This is a genomic window from Campylobacter sp. CCS1377, assembly GCF_040008265.1.
Lineage (GTDB): Bacteria > Campylobacterota > Campylobacteria > Campylobacterales > Campylobacteraceae > Campylobacter_D.
On sequence record NZ_CP155620.1, the window covers coordinates 1739115 to 1756614 of the forward strand.

General features: G+C 29.3%; 16 protein-coding genes and 2 pseudogenes. 9 read left to right on the forward strand and 9 right to left on the reverse strand.

Annotated elements, in window-relative coordinates; translation table 11 throughout:
- The 5 genes and pseudogenes from AAH949_RS08815 to AAH949_RS08835 all read right to left on the reverse strand — a co-directional run.
- Positions 1 to 467 (reverse strand): annotated as a pseudogene (locus AAH949_RS08815) (SAM-dependent DNA methyltransferase); the annotation flags it as partial.
- Between the two features lie 168 nt (positions 468 to 635).
- On the reverse strand, positions 636 to 2249 hold the full coding sequence (locus AAH949_RS08820) for a hypothetical protein (RefSeq protein ID WP_348518529.1): 1614 nt from the start codon (positions 2247 to 2249) through the stop codon (positions 636 to 638).
- Positions 2250 to 2473: 224 nt separating this feature from the next.
- Complete coding sequence (locus AAH949_RS08825) at positions 2474 to 2878, reverse strand: hypothetical protein (RefSeq protein ID WP_348518530.1); 405 nt, start codon at positions 2876 to 2878, stop codon at positions 2474 to 2476.
- Positions 2844 to 3527 (reverse strand): restriction endonuclease subunit S, encoded by a 684-nt coding sequence (locus AAH949_RS08830; protein WP_348518531.1) that lies wholly within the window; start codon positions 3525 to 3527, stop codon positions 2844 to 2846. The genes AAH949_RS08825 and AAH949_RS08830 overlap by 35 nt, the downstream gene beginning before the upstream one ends.
- Positions 3524 to 5776 (reverse strand): N-6 DNA methylase, encoded by a 2253-nt coding sequence (locus tag AAH949_RS08835; protein WP_348518532.1) that lies wholly within the window; start codon positions 5774 to 5776, stop codon positions 3524 to 3526. Before AAH949_RS08835 ends, AAH949_RS08830 begins: the two co-directional genes overlap by 4 nt.
- Before the next feature lie 236 nt (positions 5777 to 6012).
- On the opposite strand from AAH949_RS08835, the gene AAH949_RS08840 reads away from it, so the two are divergent.
- From AAH949_RS08840 to AAH949_RS08850, 3 genes are all read left to right on the forward strand, one after another.
- On the forward strand, positions 6013 to 6150 hold the full coding sequence (locus AAH949_RS08840; RefSeq protein WP_348518533.1) for a hypothetical protein: 138 nt from the start codon (positions 6013 to 6015) through the stop codon (positions 6148 to 6150).
- Positions 6151 to 6677: 527 nt separating this feature from the next.
- A complete protein-coding gene (locus AAH949_RS08845; RefSeq protein ID WP_348518534.1) occupies positions 6678 to 7757 on the forward strand; it encodes an NAD(P)-dependent alcohol dehydrogenase in 1080 nt (359 codons plus the stop codon).
- 167 nt (positions 7758 to 7924) lie between these two features.
- Positions 7925 to 8557, forward strand: coding sequence for a CatA-like O-acetyltransferase (locus AAH949_RS08850; RefSeq protein WP_348518535.1), 633 nt, complete (start codon positions 7925 to 7927; stop codon positions 8555 to 8557).
- Between the two features lie 101 nt (positions 8558 to 8658).
- Here the strand turns inward: AAH949_RS08850 and AAH949_RS08855 are convergent, their stop codons facing one another.
- Positions 8659 to 9009 (reverse strand): helix-turn-helix domain-containing protein, encoded by a 351-nt coding sequence (locus tag AAH949_RS08855; protein ID WP_348518536.1) that lies wholly within the window; start codon positions 9007 to 9009, stop codon positions 8659 to 8661.
- Between the two features lie 138 nt (positions 9010 to 9147).
- Here AAH949_RS08855 and AAH949_RS08860 point away from each other — a divergent pair, with 138 nt between their 5' ends.
- The 6 genes and pseudogenes from AAH949_RS08860 (at position 9148) to AAH949_RS08885 (ending at position 13869) form a co-directional block, all read left to right on the forward strand.
- Positions 9148 to 10338: an MFS transporter gene (locus AAH949_RS08860; RefSeq protein ID WP_348518537.1), complete on the forward strand. Its 1191-nt coding sequence runs from the start codon at positions 9148 to 9150 to the stop codon at positions 10336 to 10338.
- 7 nt (positions 10339 to 10345) lie between these two features.
- Complete coding sequence (aac(6'), locus tag AAH949_RS08865; protein WP_134238802.1) at positions 10346 to 10780, forward strand: aminoglycoside 6'-N-acetyltransferase; 435 nt, start codon at positions 10346 to 10348, stop codon at positions 10778 to 10780.
- An 8-nt stretch (positions 10781 to 10788) separates the two neighbouring features.
- A complete protein-coding gene (locus AAH949_RS08870; RefSeq protein ID WP_348518538.1) occupies positions 10789 to 11373 on the forward strand; it encodes an NAD(P)H-dependent oxidoreductase in 585 nt (194 codons plus the stop codon).
- Between the two features lie 83 nt (positions 11374 to 11456).
- A complete protein-coding gene (locus tag AAH949_RS08875; RefSeq protein WP_348518539.1) occupies positions 11457 to 12566 on the forward strand; it encodes a hypothetical protein in 1110 nt (369 codons plus the stop codon).
- Positions 12524 to 12724: pseudogene (locus AAH949_RS08880) on the forward strand (NADPH quinone reductase MdaB); the annotation flags it as partial. The gene AAH949_RS08875 and the pseudogene AAH949_RS08880, both read left to right, overlap by 43 nt.
- 122 nt (positions 12725 to 12846) lie before the next feature.
- Positions 12847 to 13869 carry a hypothetical protein gene (locus tag AAH949_RS08885; RefSeq protein ID WP_348518540.1) on the forward strand — a complete coding sequence of 341 codons (1023 nt, stop codon included), beginning with the start codon at positions 12847 to 12849 and terminating at the stop codon, positions 13867 to 13869.
- Positions 13870 to 13884: 15 nt separating this feature from the next.
- Here AAH949_RS08885 and AAH949_RS08890 read toward each other — a convergent pair whose 3' ends face one another.
- From AAH949_RS08890 to rsmA, 3 genes are read right to left on the reverse strand one after another with little or no spacing between them, the layout of a single operon-like run.
- Positions 13885 to 14646, reverse strand: coding sequence for a pseudouridine synthase (locus AAH949_RS08890; RefSeq protein WP_134238798.1), 762 nt, complete (start codon positions 14644 to 14646; stop codon positions 13885 to 13887).
- A 40-nt stretch (positions 14647 to 14686) separates the two neighbouring features.
- Positions 14687 to 16675: a ribonuclease J gene (locus AAH949_RS08895; RefSeq protein WP_348518541.1), complete on the reverse strand. Its 1989-nt coding sequence runs from the start codon at positions 16673 to 16675 to the stop codon at positions 14687 to 14689.
- Positions 16647 to 17444, reverse strand: coding sequence for a 16S rRNA (adenine(1518)-N(6)/adenine(1519)-N(6))-dimethyltransferase RsmA (rsmA, locus tag AAH949_RS08900; RefSeq protein ID WP_348518542.1), 798 nt, complete (start codon positions 17442 to 17444; stop codon positions 16647 to 16649). The genes AAH949_RS08895 and rsmA overlap by 29 nt, the downstream gene beginning before the upstream one ends.
- Positions 17445 to 17500 lie beyond the last annotated feature (56 nt).

Below are 17500 nucleotides of genomic sequence, written 5' to 3' on the forward strand. Positions count from 1 at the left end.
TTAAACAATGCTTTGTATTTTTTGCAAAAGCTCGTTGGCTTTTTCTTGATTTGCCTTTAAAGCGCTTAGGATTTCTTCTACTTCACGCAAGGTTTTTTCTTCTTTTAAATTTGGATTTTTAGCACTTAGATCGTAGTTTCTTTCTTCAAGCTCTTTTTTGCTGACTAGATAAGAATGAGAAGTGTTCTTTCTTTGTAGCATTTTAAAAATTCCTCAAAATGTGCGTATTCTAAAGGCTTGTTTTTGGTGAGTTTAAAAGGCGGTATAAGCTCATAATAGTACACATTCTCATCACTTTCACCACAAATACAACTTTTTCCTTTTGAGAAAAAAGCACATTGGTTTTTACCGCACTACATAAATTTAATAAGTAGATTAGCAAAACTTTTTAAACTAAAAGTATAAAAAATAACAAATTATTTAAATAATTTTTTAACAACAGAAAAGATAAAAATATAAGAATTTTTTGGTTTTAGAGAAATTAGATTTACCAAGCAATAAAGCAATTTTATGAGAGTTAAAGAGATGGTGCAATATATTTTTATGTAAGCTTTTAAAGGTAAATAATGAGCCCCAAATATTCCATAACCCTACCTATCGTCTGCCTTGAAAATACATGATAAAAATTATTATGTTCAATTATCGTCTAAAATATCATATTTATTCTCTCTTATGTATATTTTTAATTCTTTTTCTAATATATCTTCTAGCTCCATTTGATTGGTCCATTTATTTGTTTTATTTACTTTGATATCAAAACATCCTTGTTCCAAATTATTAATTATTTTTTCTATGTGTTTATCGTCTTCTTGCTTACTCTTGTCTGATTCATATATTTGCTTAATCTTGTTTAATTCATCTATAGTGCTTTGTCTCCAATCTTTATTATATGTCAATATGATATGCTTATTTTTTAATCCTTTTGCAAAGCCATATTCATATAACACATTATTATTGTTAGTGCTACAATCAACTATAATAATATCTGCCTCCTCTATATTTTTAAATATTTGTTCTATTATATTATCATCTTGTTTTTCATTCATGATGTTCATTAGTTTAAAGTTATATCGCTTATTTGAGCCTTGAATTCTATAAATTGACTTTTCTATAGAATCTTTATATAGATCGATATATGTTTCATTGTATTCCATGGCAACGAAAATATGTTTTACTCTTTCTAGTGTTTTTATATACGAATTAAAACTTTCATATAAATCGGCAAAATTTTTAAAATTATCCAAATTGTAGTTAAATTTTTTTATCCATTTATTGAACAATTTAAGTTGTTCATTAAAAATTTTTAATCTATCATATTTATATTTAAGATAACATATAGCACCTAATAGACTACATTTAATATTGTTATCATGTTTATATTCGTAGTATTTATATATAGCATCTTTTATAATATTTACAATGCTTTGATCAAATTTTTGATTTAATATTTCATTGATTACAGAGATTAAAATCTGTTTTTCTTCTTCATTTAAATCTTTCCATGCTTCTTGTGTATTTTTTAAAGTATTTAATAATTGATCAGATTCTACAAATTCTTTTAATTCGTCAGCATCTGCTTTTACGACTAAGTCAAAAATTTTATTTGAGGTAACTGGCAGTGCTTTTGAGTTTAATAAATAAAAATATAGATGTTCTTGAGAGTAGTTTTTGTTTTTAGGAACAAATAAAATACAAAAAGAAATCATTCGATTTTCGCCTTTTTTGGCTACTGATAACAATGCTTCTATTCTATGATTTCCATCTAATCTATATAGTCTTTTATCTTTTTCTATATCAAATTTAAAAACTGCAAAACCAAAAGTTCTCATAGTTGCAGCTGTCTCCATTGAATTTATTTGCTTTAAATCTTCTATAGCATATTTTAAACATTCCAGCTCATCTAAATTTTTATCTACATCATATGAATACAATAAAGTTACTTCAGGAAAATATATGTCACTTTTAGAAGAATTGTTTACGTAATTTATAATTTTATTTTTATGATCTTTATCAATATCTCTTTGAAATTCTTTATTGGTTTCAGATATTTGAGCAATTGTTTTTACATCAGTAAAACCTCTAAAAACCTCTATACCATTTTTAGCTACAAAAGGTTTTATTTTTTTATATTTTTCTAACTTATCATAGATAAAATGTTTATTCTTTGCAAATTTTATTAAATCTTCAGGAACTTCTGTTACTTCTTCACAAACTCCAAGGGTTTCTCTAATTCCATATAATTCAATCATGTTGACTTCCTTTTATTTTATTATAATATTTTCTATCTCTAGATATAAATCTTGTTCAAGTTTTTTAGCTTTTTGTTTATTTTCTTCTATTTTTTCATATTTTTGCTCCAATTCTTCAATTATTTTGTTTTGGATTTCAATTGGTGGAAGTGGTATTTTTAAATATTGATAAGAACTTAAATAATAGCGCCTATGGGCTTTACTTAAATCTATTTTAATAATTTTTAAGACTTCATATAAAATTTTATATTTGTTTTAGTATTATCTTTAATCTTTAGTATTTTTAAAGCATCAGACTTTACTTTAAAATTAAAATCTACAAATTGAATTGCTGTTGTAAAATCATCAAATATAATCACAGGTGGATTGTTAAATATGCCAAAATTTTCATCCGTATATCCTAATATAAAAGTTTTACCAGCTGTAAGAACAGGGATGGCAAAATTATCGCTATAATTTGTGTTCGATACTATGTATTTTTTAGGTTGTTCGTAATCTAATATGTTTTTTAACTCAACTAATGGATAATTGCTCTTGCTTACATCAATTTTATCACTACCTTGGTTATGTGTAACATCCCATCTATTTAAATTTTTAAAAGATACAATAAAGATTTTTTCTCTTGCCATATCTTTTGGTTTTTTGAGTCCAAGTGCTACATATATATGCTTCAATATCTTTTTTGATTTTTTCTTCTTCAAGTTGCAATTCTTTAATTTTATTTTTAATAGTTTGAAGCTTTGTGACTATTTCTTTTTGAATTTCTAATGGTGGTAATGGAATTGTTAGTGTTTTGAGTTCATTAAATGATAAAATTTGTCTTACAGACCCTTTTGTATTTGCTCTTAAATGATTATTAAACCATTCTGATTTTAAAACAAACACTAAATATTCTGATATTAATTTTGTTTCAACAGTTCTAAATACAATATATGCTGGGCTTGTATATTTTAAATCAAATTCTTTTGGCACAATACCTATTGAGCCAACATTTACTCTATATGGATTATAAAAAATATCACCACTATTTACTTGATAATATGGCTGTTTTATTCTAGACCCTAATAGCGTTTCATTAAAATACACACCTTCTTTATTATTAACTCCTAGAATATCAAATGCTTCGTTCGGAGATAAAAATGGCTTAATTTTATTTTTATTTTCAACAATATAATTTTTTAACTCAACCAATGGAAAATTGGATTTTAATGAAATGAGAAAATTTTTTACACTCCAAATGTTTAAATCTTTAAAATTAACAATTTTTGTTTTACTCATTTTTTACCCCAAACTATACTGTTGTCTTTTAAAAATTCTTTAAAGTATGTATTTATACCTTTTTCTATTATTTTTTCTTTTCCTGTGTTTTCATCTTTTTCTATAATGTCCATTAGTTCATTTTTTACATCTTCTCCGGTCTCACCCGTGCTAGTAATTCCAACCGCTTCGGCTTCTGCCATGAAGATAGGATAATCAAAATCATTTTTTGTATTTTGATATGCTTCTTCTGTTATTTGAGTTTCTAAATCTTTTAAATCTTTTCTAGCTTGTTTTTTATCATCACTTATATATAAAGGTGTTTCTTCATCTTTGCTTTTGCGATATTTTATAATTTCATTAAGATTATCTATAGTTACTTTATGTTTTGCTTTTAAATCTTTTGTATGTTTAGCAATTAAGTCGTTCCATTTTTGTTGCGAAGCCTCATCAAATTTTTGAATAAATAAAATTGAACATTTAACACTGGCTTTGGAGCTTAAAAATGTTTCTACTGGTAGCGATATAACAGCTCTTAAAAAGGCTCTTCCTTCTACAAATTTTCTTACATATTCAGCATTTGGCGTATTAAAAACCCCTTCAGGTAAAACAATCCCCAATCTTCCATTTGGTTTAAGTAAATCTATGCATCTATTTATAAATAAATGTTCTGTTTTATCACTTTTTAGATTTTCTTTAAGTTCAAACAATGAAGCTATTGGCTTTCCAATGTTATCTATAATTTTAAGCTGGGTAGTTGTATATCTTTCTTCTCCGTACAAATCATAATATTGTTTTATATACTCTTCATAGCCTTCTTTTGCTATTAATTTTCCTTGATCTGTTCTAGTAAGCCAAGTATCGCTTTCTTGGATTACATCGCTTTCTTCTACTTGTGAGCCAAAAGGCGGGTTTGTAAGGATGATGTCAAATTGATTTTCAAATACCCCATTTATATTTAAAAGCCCATTGTGATGGTGTATGCCACCGTGACCATCGCCGTGCATTATCATGTTCATTTTAGATGTTCTAGCCATCCTATCGTTTGCATCTACTCCATATATACAAAAATTTGAAAGCTTATATATGCGAGAATTTTTATTGTCTAAACTTAATTCTCTTTGCAATTCTTCTAATTTTTCTGTAAGTTTCTTTGCCTCTTCACTTGTTGGATTTTCCAGGTCTTTAATATTGTCTTTTTTCCAAGTTTCATATTGATTTTTTATATCTTTTTGTATGATTTCTCTAACCTTACTAAATATTCTAATTAAAAACCCACCGCTACCACTAGCAGGGTCGCAAGAAATTTCGCCTTCTTTAGGGTCTATCATATCTACCATAAACTCAACTACACTTCTAGGTGTAAAAAACTGACCTATTTCCCCACGAAAAGTTCTGCCTAAAAATCTTTCAAATGCTATACCCTTAACATCTGCTGAGGTTAAAGATAGATTATAGCTTTCCAACTCTTTTATGATTTTTAATATAGTGTGTTCTTTTAAATTAATCTTTTCATCTTTTTTAAAAATTTTATCTTTTGCAAATTCTTTTTTAGCGCCATCAAAATAACTTTCAATTGGATTTGCGTTATATTTTCTAGCTTCTTTAATATATTCTTGATTAAATTTTTTATTTTGTCCTTTTAAAAGCATTCTTTCAACATAAACTTTCATAAATAAAATCTTAGCTATTTCATCAAATGCAGCTGCTGGGTCTAGCTTTTCTATATTCCTTATGATATTGTGACATTTATGAAGCATATTTGCAAATTCATCTTCTTTGAAAACTAATAAATCCTTATAAAGCTGTTCTATTGTTTTTTCATCAGCCCCATTTGATGGTATATTTGATATTTCTTGCCTGTATCCCGGCACCTTATCTCTTAAAATTCGCCAAAATCTAGTTTCATAACTATTGTGTGTAATAAAAAATTTAGCATTTAGCATTCTTGCATAGCTTTCACCTTGATCATAGTCTTTTTCATTTATATGGATATAATCTGCCTTGCATTCAACGACAATTAGAGGAGTATTGTTATTTTGCTTATCTTCTATACTTTTCCATATAACTATATCAGCTCTTGCGCTTCTTTTGCCTTCCTTTGTCGATAACTCTTCGTTTAATTGCTCTAATTTATAGCCATATTCATTTACTAGCCTACATACAAACTCTTGTCTAACTTTTTCTTCTGGAGTTGCGATTAGGTATTTTTTTCTAATATGAGAATATATTTTACCTTCTTTATTATATCTAACTTCTAAAATATCCATATAAATCCTTTAAAAAAATTATTATTATATAAAAATATATTTTTCATAATTATATATTTTTATATAAATATGCAAAATAAATTAGAATTATAAAACAAATACATTTTGATAAAGCAATTTATGTTAAACCTTATGGGTTATTTAGTTTTATTTTTGTATCGTATAATATACAAAATAATTTCTCGCGCTTATTTTATTACTTTTCGCTAAAATATCTCAGAGCAAAAAGGACAAAAATGACTCCCAAAATTAAAATAAATAGACCAAGTTTTCAAGAAGCACAAAATTATCTTAAGTTAAGCGATCATTATGCTTTGCAAGAAAATGCATTAAAAAAATATTTACAAAAATTTATCCAAAAAATGATGATATAGATGATATTTTGATAAAAACATTATCGTTAAATGATTTTTTTATAGTACTAATATTTTTTCAATTTTTCCAGTTGCTAAATATGCAAAAAATTTGAAAATTGATAAGGATTTGAAAAATAAAGATTTAACCTTAGCTAACAAAATAGCAAATGTTAAAATAAATGGAGTAGATAAAAATTTTTATTCTTTTGTAATAAGTATTGTTCACATCACAAACCTTTAGTTTTCCCTATAATATGATTATTATGCAGATAAAAGTATTAACATATTTTCAATTTCAAAAAGAATAAGGTTGTAGAAGAATTTATTGATTGTTATAAAATAAATAATTTTAATATAAAAGGAATTGATACATATTGATGACAGCTAGGTAAGACTGCATTTCCAAGAAATTACAAAAAGCGAAGTAATAAAAAGCATGATTGATTCAAGTATTTATAATAATTTTTAAAAATTTAAACTTTCCTCTTGACTTATAGCTACTCTAATGCTTTATAATTATAAAAATCAAAAACAAGGAGAGAAAAATGGATTCTAAAATCTTTTTAGAAAATGGTCGCATTAAAAGTAAAGGCTATGCTATGCTTAACAAAGATGCGAAATTTACACCTTTTGAATTCACTCGTCATGCCATAGGCGATAATGATATTTTGATTAAAATTTTATACGCAGGGATTTGCCATAGCGATATACACACTGCAAGAAGTGAGTGGGGAGAGGCTACTTATCCTTGCGTGCCAGGACATGAGATAGCCGGTGAAGTCATCGCCATAGGTAAGAATGTAAGCAAATTTAAAGTGGGCGATTACGCAGGGGTTGGATGTATGGTAAATTCGTGCGGAGAATGTGAAGCGTGCAAAAAATCACAAGAGCAATTTTGCGAAAAAGGACAAACCATTTACACTTATAATAGTTGCGATATTTTTCATGGCAATGAAAACACTTATGGAGGCTACTCAAATAACATAGTCGTAAGCGAGAAATTCGCTGTTTGTGTGCCAAAAGATGCACCGATGGAAAAGGTCGCACCCCTACTTTGTGCAGGCATTACCACTTATTCGCCACTTAAATTTTCAAACATTAAAGAAGGCTCAAGCGTTGCCGTAGCTGGATTTGGCGGACTTGGAATGATGGCGGTTAAATACGCTGTGAAAATGGGTGCAAAAGTGAGTGTTTTTGCTAGAAATGAAAACAAAAAATCCGATGCTTTAGCTATGGGAGTGAGTTCTTTTTACACAAGCACGGACAAAAACGCCGTAAAAGAACGCTTTGATCTTATCATCTCAACCATTCCAACCCCTTATGATCCAAGTGCTTATATGGATTTGCTTAAATTTGGCGGTGAAATGGCGATAGTAGGCTTACCACCTCACGAAGTTGCTCCAAGTATCAGCGTAACAACCTTTGTGCATAAAGCAGGTAAAAAAGTCTATGGTTCGCTAATTGGCGGGATCGCAGAGACTCAAGAAATGCTTGATTTTTCACTTAAAAATCAAATTTATCCAGAAACTGAACTCATCACCTCAAAAGACATCGATAAAGCTTATGAAAACTTAACTTCAGGAAAAGCAAAATTCCGCTATGTGATCGATATGAGAGATGAGTAAATTTAGGGCTCTTAAGGAGCCTTAAATTCATTTACCTTATACGGTAATTAAAGCTATTACGAAATAATTTAATACAAACTTGCATTGATGCCACTTTCATATCTAAACAATGTTTGGCGGATATGCTATTTATACATCTTTATATAAATTTATATGAAAGGCATTTTGTGAAAGATTATGATTTTATCCCCATTGATTTCGAATCTTATTTAAGAAAAGAGCATTTTAGGTTTTTTAGTGCAAATCCTTGCGGCTTTTCGCTAAGTGTAGAACTTGAAGTGCAAAATTTATTAAATCAAAAACAAAAAGGATATAGCTTTTTTAGTCTTATTCTTTATTGTATTTCTAGGAGTGTGAATGAGATAGCAGAGTTTAGAATGGATTATAAAGATAAGATTTTAGGCTATTATGAAATATCTCACCCAAGCTATACAATTTTTCATAAAAATAGCGAGACTTTTAGCTCCCTTTGGAGTGAGTATGATGAGGATTTTGCTAAATTTAATGAGAATATGCAAAGTGATAAAGCGGAGTTTGGAGAGAATCTAAGCTATGAGGCAAAGACGACAAATTTGCCAAATATATTTTTTGTATCTTCGCTTCCTTGGATTGATTTTAAGGATTTTAATTTGCAAATTGATAGAAGTAAATTTTATGCACCTATCTTTACACTTTCTAAAATAAAAGATTCTAAAATTTTGCTAAATATTAATGTTAATCACGCTATTTGTGATGGTTATCATGTATCAAAGTTTATAGAAACTTTGCAAGAGAGTATTAATGCTTTAGAAGTTATTTGATGATTATAAAAGCGACAAAGAAAGAGGTTGAATACTAAGGCTTGACTACTTTTAGAGGTACAATTTAGGAGAGCTTAGATAAATCACAAAAATGCTATAGTTTATTCTTTGGTAGTCTTACTACTTTTATACTCCTCGCCCCAATCACACATAGCTTGTAAAATAGAAATAAAGCTTTTTCCTTTAGGTGATAGGCTATATTCTACCTTTGATGGGATTTGTGGATATTCTTTACGGATAATAAACCCATCATTCTCTGGCTCACGCAAGACATTGGTTAAGGTTTTAAATGATATGGGAGAGAGGATCCTATTTAGCTCATTATAACGCACAATGTTTTCTTTATAAAGGCAATAAAGCACACTCATTTTGTATTTGCCTGCAATAAGCGATAGTGTGTAGTTAAACCCACATTCTTGATAATTACAACTTGAATTTTTGGTATTTTGCATATTTTCCTCCAATCGTTTAAATATGTTTAGTATTTATACTTTACTTTTAGATAGTATCTTACTTTATTTTACGTATTGACATTATAACTTACACAAATTAAAATCGTGAGTTTAATTTTTCGAAAAAAGGTTTTTTTAATGCAACAATCAAGTATAACTATAAACAATACTTATCAAATCAAGATCTTAATCACACTTTGTCTAGGTGTGTTTGGGCTTATCAGTATGGAGCTTGGGGTGATGGGGATCATACCGCTTATATCGGAGAAATTTGGCGTGAGTGTCAGCGATGCAGGGTGGAGCGTGAGTATATTTGCACTTGTTGTGATGTGTTGTGCGCCTATTGCACCTATGCTTTGTGCGAATTTTAATCCTAAAAAACTTATGCTTTTTTGTTTGACTATTTTTTCTCTTAGCTCTTTGGCAAGTATGTTTGTAAATGATTTTTGGTTACATTTGATTTTAAGAGCTATCCCCGCTTTTTTTCATCCTATTTATCTCGCACTTGCTTTTAGCACAGCTGCAAATTTAGCAGATGATAAAAGTAAAGTGCCTCATATAGTTGCAAAGATTTTTATGGCTATTAGTGCGGGGTTGGTTCTTGGTGTACCACTGAGTAGCTATTTTGGTGGGAATTTTAGCTTTGAAATGGCAATGGCTTTTTATGTGGCGATCAATTCTTTAGCGTTTTTTATTACTTTGTTTTTTATGCCTGATTTTAAAAAGACAAGTAGGATAAAGGTAGGAAAACAGCTTTTAAGTCTAAGATATGCGCTTTTGTGGGTTTCTATGCTTGCTGTTTTTTGTATTTCGACGGGGTATTTGGGTTTTTATTCTTATTATTCTGAATTTTTGTTTAGTGTAAGTAAAATGAGCTTCACAAATATTAGTTTAGCGCTTTTTATTTATGGCTTTGCAAGTATTATCGGCAATAATATCGCAGGTAAAACTTTAGTCAATCATTCAAATCAAACGCTTATATTTACTTCTATGGCGATGATTTTGATATATGCTTTGATTTTTGCAAATGCAGTGCAATTTGCAATCATGCTTACATTGAGCTTGGTTTTGGGAATTTTAAATGGAGTTATGAATAATGCAATGCATTATATCATTACTTTTCCTTTCCCTAGGGCAAAAGATTTTACCAACGGGCTTTTTATAAGCGTTTCAAATATTTCTATCAGTGTGGGTGCTACTCTTTGTGGTTTAGTCATTTCTATAAAAGAAACTAAATATATTGCGATAAGTTCTATTATCATGGTGGGTTTAGGGCTTATTTTGGTATTGGTTAGGATGAAATTAGAAGATAAAAGGTTGAAAATTTAGGTTTATTATGGTAAAAAAAGCTAACAAAAATGATAACGAAACAATAGCAAATTTAGCCCTTTTGCTTTGGCCAAATCATAATTTAAAAGATTTGGAGCAAGAATTTTTAGAAATTTTAGAAGATAAAAAATCTGTTATTTTTCTAAAATATATGGGTATAGAGGCAATAGGCTTTGCCTATGTGAGTTTAAGAAATGATTATGTAGAGGGATCTTCTAGCTCTCCTGTAGGATATTTAGAAGGGATTTTTATAAAAGAAGAATTTCGCAAACGCGGTTTTGCTAAAGAATTATTAGAGTTTTGCGAAAAATGGGCAAAAAAGCAAGGTGCAAAGGAATTCGCAAGTGATTGTGAATTAGAAAACCAAAAAAGTCTTAGTTTTCACAAAGCTTTGGGCTTTAGTGAGGCAAATAGAATTGTTTGTTTTATCAAAAAATTATAGGAGAAAAGATGAAAAATATACTTTTATTAAATGGAGCTAAAAGTTTTGGGCATTCTGGTGGGAAGCTAAATGATACCTTACACGAAGTGGCAAAAGAAAGTCTTTTAAGTTTAGGATTAAATGTTGATGAAACGCATATTGATAAAGGCTATGACATAGAAAAAGAAGTCGCAAAAATCTTAAATTCCGATGCAATCATCTATCAAATGCCCAGCTGGTGGATGGGTGAGCCTTGGATAGTGAAAAAATACATTGATGAGGTATTTACTGCAGGACATGGAAAACTTTATGCAAATGATGGCAGAAGTAGAGAAGATACAAGTAAAAAATACGGCAGCGGTGGGCTTATAAGAGATAAAAAATATATGTTTTCTCTTACTTGGAATGCACCGCTTGAAGCATTTAATAAAAAGGATCAATTTTTCGAAGGTGTGGGCGTAGATGGAGTGTATTTACATCTACACAAGACAAATCAATTTTTGGGGATGAGTGCATTACCAACTTTTATCTGCAATGATGTGATTAAAAATCCACAAGTACAAGATTATATCAAAGATTATAAAGAACATTTATTAAAAGTATTTCAAATCTAAAGGGCAATTAACCACCTTTTTGGAAAAATATTTTAAAATCAATTTAGAGGATGCTATAATCTATATTTTCACAAGGAGAAAAAGTGCCAGATAATACACAAAAGTATATTAAATTCATAAAGATGGCAGCGTTAAGTAGTATAGGGCTTTATTTGTTGGCTTTTTTTGTAGGTATTGCATGGGATTTTATTTTAAGTATGCTTTTGGGTTTAGCTTCTTTAATGAGTTTTTTAGTCGCTATTTATGGGGTTACAAAGCATTCAAGTGCGAAAGATTTGTTTGCTAATCTTTTTATAATTGCTTGTATTGTTATTGTTTTTGTAACCTTTTTTATTATGGAGCTTGGTTTAGCAGACATAAAGTATTTTGCTCCCCATACCATTATGTTGTTATTTATGTTTGCTTGTGCGATTTTTATACCATTTAAAAATCTGCATTATGAGCTTGCAAGAGTAAGCTCTCAAAAAACTTTTATCTATGCTTTTTGGTATTATCCTATAGCGATTTTTCTTTTGATAGCTTTTTCATTCTTTGCAAGAATTCGTTATGAGATTATGTATAGATTAGAATTTGTAGCATTATCTTTACTATTTATAAGTGCGATTTTTTATATCGTTGCTTGGAGTAAGGTAAAAGAGCTTTCTTATGAGCTTAAAGAGATAAAAGAGTATCAAACCTATAAAGGCAATTTGGCTTTTGTAAAAATACTTTTTGCTTTAGTTGGGATCTTGTTTGTATGTAATGCCTTACCTATATTTAGATATTACTTGGGGATTTTTGTCTTTCCAATAGAGATTGCTGGGCTTATAGCTTGTGTTTTATTTGCTAAAAATACTAAAAAATGGCTTTTGGTATTGTATTGGATACTTTCATTTTTACCTCCAATTCTTATTGCTTATTATGGATTGCATTTTGAGTGGTTTTCTGTATTAGCCAATATTGCCACAATCTTGTTTTTTCTACATCTTAGCAAAATTACTCAAGTAGAGCCTTTTAAGATTATTGCATATATTTATGCAGGTTTGTTGTTTATTAACATAGTATTAGCTATTATGTTATGGGATATTAAGCCCATGCTTTCAAGTCCTATAGCGTTTGAACTCGCAATATTACGAGAATTACTTGTTGGTGTATTATTTATACTTGGGACTTTGATGATGAAAAAAGACAAAATGAGTTTTTTGAAGATGTAGGCGTAGATGGAGTGTATTTGCATTTACACAAAGCAAATCAGTTTTTGGGTATGAGTGCGTTACCTACTTTTATCTGCAATGATGTGATGAAAAATCCACAAGTAGAGAAATATATTAAGAATTATAAAGCACATTTATTGAAGGTGTTTGGAAATTAAGGAAAATTCAAGGGCTTAAACGCTTGAAAATCTTTTAATTTTTTGATTTAGACATCACTTAAAGATTTAAAAAAGCATTTTCTTGTAAAATCATCTTTTATAAATTTTTAAAAGATAGATGGATGAATAAAGAAAATATAAATGAATTTGAAAATTTTAAGCGACAATTTTTTCTGATAATGGATTTTTTAAAGCAATATTTAGTAGTGATAAGCACTAGTAGTATTTTTATAAGTTTTGCTTTAGGAACTTTGATTTTAACCCAATATTTTCTTTTTACTATTAATTTTATCCCTGACTTTAGTAAAGACTTGATTATTTCTATTATTTTTTTAACAGCTTGGGCGGGAATTGTATTTGCTCCATTTTTTATTATTTTTTGTATTGCACCTTTATTCTTTTTTAAAGAAATTTTAAAAAATATTTCTGATATTAAAACTGAGCAAAAAGTGTATTTTATATTTTTGCCTATGATAATATCTAGTATTGGAGCTTTTGTAGTTTTTTATTTTTTGGATAACATTGTTAATTTCTTTTCAAATTTAAATTCCTTAGTATATGCTATAACTCCTTTATTTCCATTTATTGTTGCTTCATTATTTTTATTTGGTATAAAGAAATTTTTTATAAAAGAATTTTACTCTAGCATAGCATTATTTTTTGTAAATTTATGTGTTTTATTTTGTGGATTTTGCTTTATTATTTTATTTTTTAAAATTCAAGATACCATTAGTTTAATAGTTACGTATATTCTATACTATGCAATTGTTTTTGTATGGCTTTCTATCATTCATAAAAAATATACTTTATTATTCGCTACTATATTTGCATTTATTTTGGCGGTTATTAAGTTAAACCCTTATATTATTAGAATAAGCAAAATAGGCAATTACAATCAAAGCTTTATGCTTTATAATAAAACCGAAGTTAAAGAATTACTAGACTTTAATCATATTCCTATTTTTAAAGAAAACAATGCAACTTTGATTGTAAAAGATTTGTATATACTTTCAAATATTGGAGAAAGTTATTTGATTAAAAACGGTGAAAACAATACCTTTTCTTTGGATAAAAAAAGTGTTTTTAGTCTTTTAAACAACAAAGATTTAAACAAAACAATTTCAAATTTAAGTAAGAAAAACTAAAATGATTTTAAAAATTTAATACCTTATTTCATTCATTTTTAAAAAATCTCTTAATTTTTCATATTCTCCATTTTCCAAATAGCGGTATTTTCCTGCTTTTAGCATTCCAAGATCTAAAGCCCCAAAAGCCACGCGTTTTAAGTCCATCACTTCTAAGTCAAAATGCCCAAAAAAGCGTCTAAGCTCTCTGTTTTTACCTTCATTTATAATAACTCTAAGCTTAGTATATCCACCACTTGAACCAAAAATTTCAAAGTCTATAAAAGGAGCAAAACTCATAGAAGTAATTTTTGTTTTCGCATGTGCACCTTTTTTTTCATTTTTAATTTCAAGTCCATTTTGCATAGCTTCTATAACTTGCTTTGTTACTATGCCTTTAACTTTTAAATAATATTCTCTTTCTAAGTCGCTATTCATCAAAGCATGTGCGATCACAGGAGAATCAGTTAGTAAAAGCAAACCTTCACTAGCAAAATCAAGCCTACCAACACTTAGCCAAGTACTAAATTGTCTTGGCAAAGTATCATAGATGGTTTTTCTTCCACGATCATCTTTTTTACTAACAATTTCACCTTTTTGTTTATGATAAATAATCACACTAAATTGAGTTCTTTTTTGAATTCTTTTACCCTTGATAAAAACTTTATCATCAAATTTTACTTCATCACTTAGAAGAGCTATTTTATTATTTATTTTAACTAAGCCTTGTTTAATCAGCTCATCCGCTTCACGACGAGAATAACGAGTATTATGTGATATGAATTTATTGATTCTCATTTGACTTCCTAAAAATTTAAGGCGAAAAATCGCCTTATTTTTACATCACAAAAATAGTTGGAACTATGGTTGGATATTTTTTGATTTTTCTAAAAATATGTTTTCTTAGCACTTGGCGAATTTGATTTTCTAAAAATTTTGGATCATTAAGCACTTCATCTTTAACATTGATGAAAAATTGTCCCAAAACTTCTGCCATTTCTTTAGAAAATGCGTGATCTTGTTTATCCGCTACAAGACCATAGCTAAATACTCTTGGCTTGTTGATGAGTGTTTTTGTTGTTTTATCAAGCTGTGCGATGATGACAACTATACCACTATCGGCTAATTTTTGACGATCGATTACCACATCATCAGCGATTTGTTTGTTGATTTGATTATCCACAAAAACTTTGCCGGTTTTAACAGTTTTAACGCGTTTTACATATTTTTGACAAAGCTCGACTTGATCGCCATCGCTCATAAGATAAATATTCCTTTCAGGAATTCCACATTTTATAGCGGTTTCTTTATGTTTGTTAATGTGATTGTATTCTCCATGCACTGGTAAGAAAAATTTAGGCTTAACCAAAGTCAGCATTAATTTTTGCTCTTCTATACTCGCATGACCGCTTACATGAATTTCACTAAATTCTTGATACGCTACTTTAGCGCCCGCTTTTAAAAGATAATCAAGCACCGCAGAAACGCTTGCCTCATTACCTGGGATAGCTTTGGCTGAAATGATGATTTGATCTGTAGGTTTAATTTTTATGAATTTATGCTCATCGGTTGCCATTCTATAAAGCGCACTCATCGTTTCGCCTTGACTTCCTGTGGTAACGATTAAAACTTCATTATCTTTATACTTGCTAACCTCATCTGCATCAATGAAAATCTTTCTATCGAGCTTTATATATCCTAGCTCCATAGTCGTATAAAGATTTCTTTCCATGGAACGACCGATCACGCAAACCTTTCTACCATATTTTAAACCATAAGTGATAGCTTGATAAACGCGGTGTATATTAGAGCTAAAAGTACTCATTATCACTCTACCTTTGGTTTTGGCAAAAATTTGATCAAAAGTAGGCCCTACGGAGCTTTCGCTTTTAGTATAGCCTTCTTTGTAAGAATTGGTACTGTCACTTAAAAGACACAAAACCCCTTCTTCGCCATAATGTGCTAAACGCCCTAAATCAGTCGGATAGCCATCGATTGGAGTTTGATCTATCTTAAAATCTCCTGTGTGTATGATAGTCCCTGCTTTAGTTTTAATAGCAAGTGCAGAAGCATCTATGATAGAGTGCGTGATATGGATCCATTCTATATCAAATTCTCCTATCTCATAAACCTTGCGTTTTTCTACTGGACGAAACCATTTGCGTTCTGCTTTTAAGCCGTGTTCTTCAAATTTGTTTGAAATCATACCTAGTGCTAAAGGCGTAGCATAAATAGGGAATTGAAATTCTTTGAAAAAATACGGCACCGCACCAATATGATCTTCATGTGCGTGAGTGATGATGATACCACGAATTTTATCTTTGATTTTTCTCACATAATCAAAATCAGGGATAATAATATCCACCCCATGCATAGTCCCATCTGGGAAACTCATACCAATATCAATAATTACTGCATCGTTATTTGTCTCAAATACGCTGATATTTCCGCCAATTTCTCCTAAGCCACCTAGTGGAGTAATGCGGATTTTATGCTCGCTAGAATTGTTATATTTTAAAGGGTGTAAGCGGTTTTCATGTGAAACACGATTTGCTTCTATACACTGTGCAAGTGCGATTTGCCAGTCTTCATTGCCAGTAAGCTTTGAAGGAAGATTGCGATTTTTTTTCTTTTTCTTTTCGCTTTTTTGGGATACTTCTGCATTTTCTTGTGCGGAATTGTCAATATTTTCTTGCTTTCCATTATTATTTATTGAATTAGAAAGTTTTTTTCTTCTATTTTTATGCTTATATTTCTTGTTATTTTTAGAATTCGCGTTTGGATTTTGTTCTTGCGATTCAATATTTACATTCTCTTCCATATTCATAATAATCCTTTAATTTTTCATAAATTTTAAGGTATGAATCAACGCAAAGTTCATGTGGTCTGACATTGTCTTTTAAATCAAGATCTTTGAGAAGTTTTAAAATTATACTTTTGTGTTGTTTTAAATTACTAATTAGTTGTTTTCTAGGAGCTTTAAAACAATCTCGTAATAAAATTTTAAATCCATTTAAATTACAAAAATCCTTAAATTCGCCCTTTTTGTTTAGATACATCACCGAAGACATCACCTTTGGTGGTGGATTAAAACAAGAAGGCTCAACATCGAAAAGTATTTTTCTTTCGCAAATCATTGCGCTTAAAACCCCAAGAGCTGAAAAATCGCTATCTCCGCTATTAGCACAAAATTTTAAAGCCATTTCTTTTTGTACCATTACTATAAGCCCTTGACAATTTTCATCTTCTAAAGCTTGTAATATCAAATGGCTTGCAACATAATAAGGCAAATTTGCAACCAAAAAATACTTATTTTCATCAAAACATACAAGCTCGCTTGCATCTTGATGAAGCAAATTTAATTTTCCACATTCAAGTTCTTTTTGAAATTTCTTTTGTAAAATAGATATAAGATCATCATCAATCTCATAAGCTTTTACCTTTGAAATTTTTAAAAGTTCTTGCGTTAAATCACCTAAGCCAGGCCCAATCTCTACAATATTTTTTGTATCTTTGGGTATGGCTTGAGTGATTTTTATTAAAACACTTTTGTTGTTTAAAAAATTTTGTCCATATTGTTTCTTTGCCTTAATCATCGGATTTTATTGTAGCAAAAAAATCTTAATTTTAAGTCTTTTTAGCTAAAATTCTC

Excerpts from the sequence above, each read along its gene's own strand:
- AAH949_RS08890 (WP_134238798.1), bottom strand. The coding sequence starts at position 14,646 with ATGAGAATCAATAAATTCATATCACATAATACTCGTTATTCTCGTCGT.
- AAH949_RS08855 (WP_348518536.1), bottom strand. The coding sequence starts at position 9,009 with ATGCAAAATACCAAAAATTCAAGTTGTAATTATCAAGAATGTGGGTTT.
- AAH949_RS08825 (WP_348518530.1), bottom strand. The coding sequence starts at position 2,878 with ATGGCAAGAGAAAAAATCTTTATTGTATCTTTTAAAAATTTAAATAGA.
- AAH949_RS08820 (WP_348518529.1), bottom strand. The coding sequence starts at position 2,249 with ATGATTGAATTATATGGAATTAGAGAAACCCTTGGAGTTTGTGAAGAA.
- rsmA (WP_348518542.1), bottom strand. The coding sequence starts at position 17,444 with ATGATTAAGGCAAAGAAACAATATGGACAAAATTTTTTAAACAACAAA.
- AAH949_RS08870 (WP_348518538.1), top strand. The coding sequence starts at position 10,789 with ATGAAAAATATACTTTTATTAAATGGAGCTAAAAGTTTTGGGCATTCT.
- AAH949_RS08835 (WP_348518532.1), bottom strand. The coding sequence starts at position 5,776 with ATGGATATTTTAGAAGTTAGATATAATAAAGAAGGTAAAATATATTCT.
- AAH949_RS08895 (WP_348518541.1), bottom strand. The coding sequence starts at position 16,675 with ATGAATATGGAAGAGAATGTAAATATTGAATCGCAAGAACAAAATCCA.
- AAH949_RS08830 (WP_348518531.1), bottom strand. The coding sequence starts at position 3,527 with ATGAGTAAAACAAAAATTGTTAATTTTAAAGATTTAAACATTTGGAGT.
- AAH949_RS08860 (WP_348518537.1), top strand. The coding sequence starts at position 9,148 with ATGCAACAATCAAGTATAACTATAAACAATACTTATCAAATCAAGATC.
- AAH949_RS08845 (WP_348518534.1), top strand. The coding sequence starts at position 6,678 with ATGGATTCTAAAATCTTTTTAGAAAATGGTCGCATTAAAAGTAAAGGC.
- AAH949_RS08840 (WP_348518533.1), top strand. The coding sequence starts at position 6,013 with ATGACTCCCAAAATTAAAATAAATAGACCAAGTTTTCAAGAAGCACAA.
- AAH949_RS08885 (WP_348518540.1), top strand. The coding sequence starts at position 12,847 with ATGAATAAAGAAAATATAAATGAATTTGAAAATTTTAAGCGACAATTT.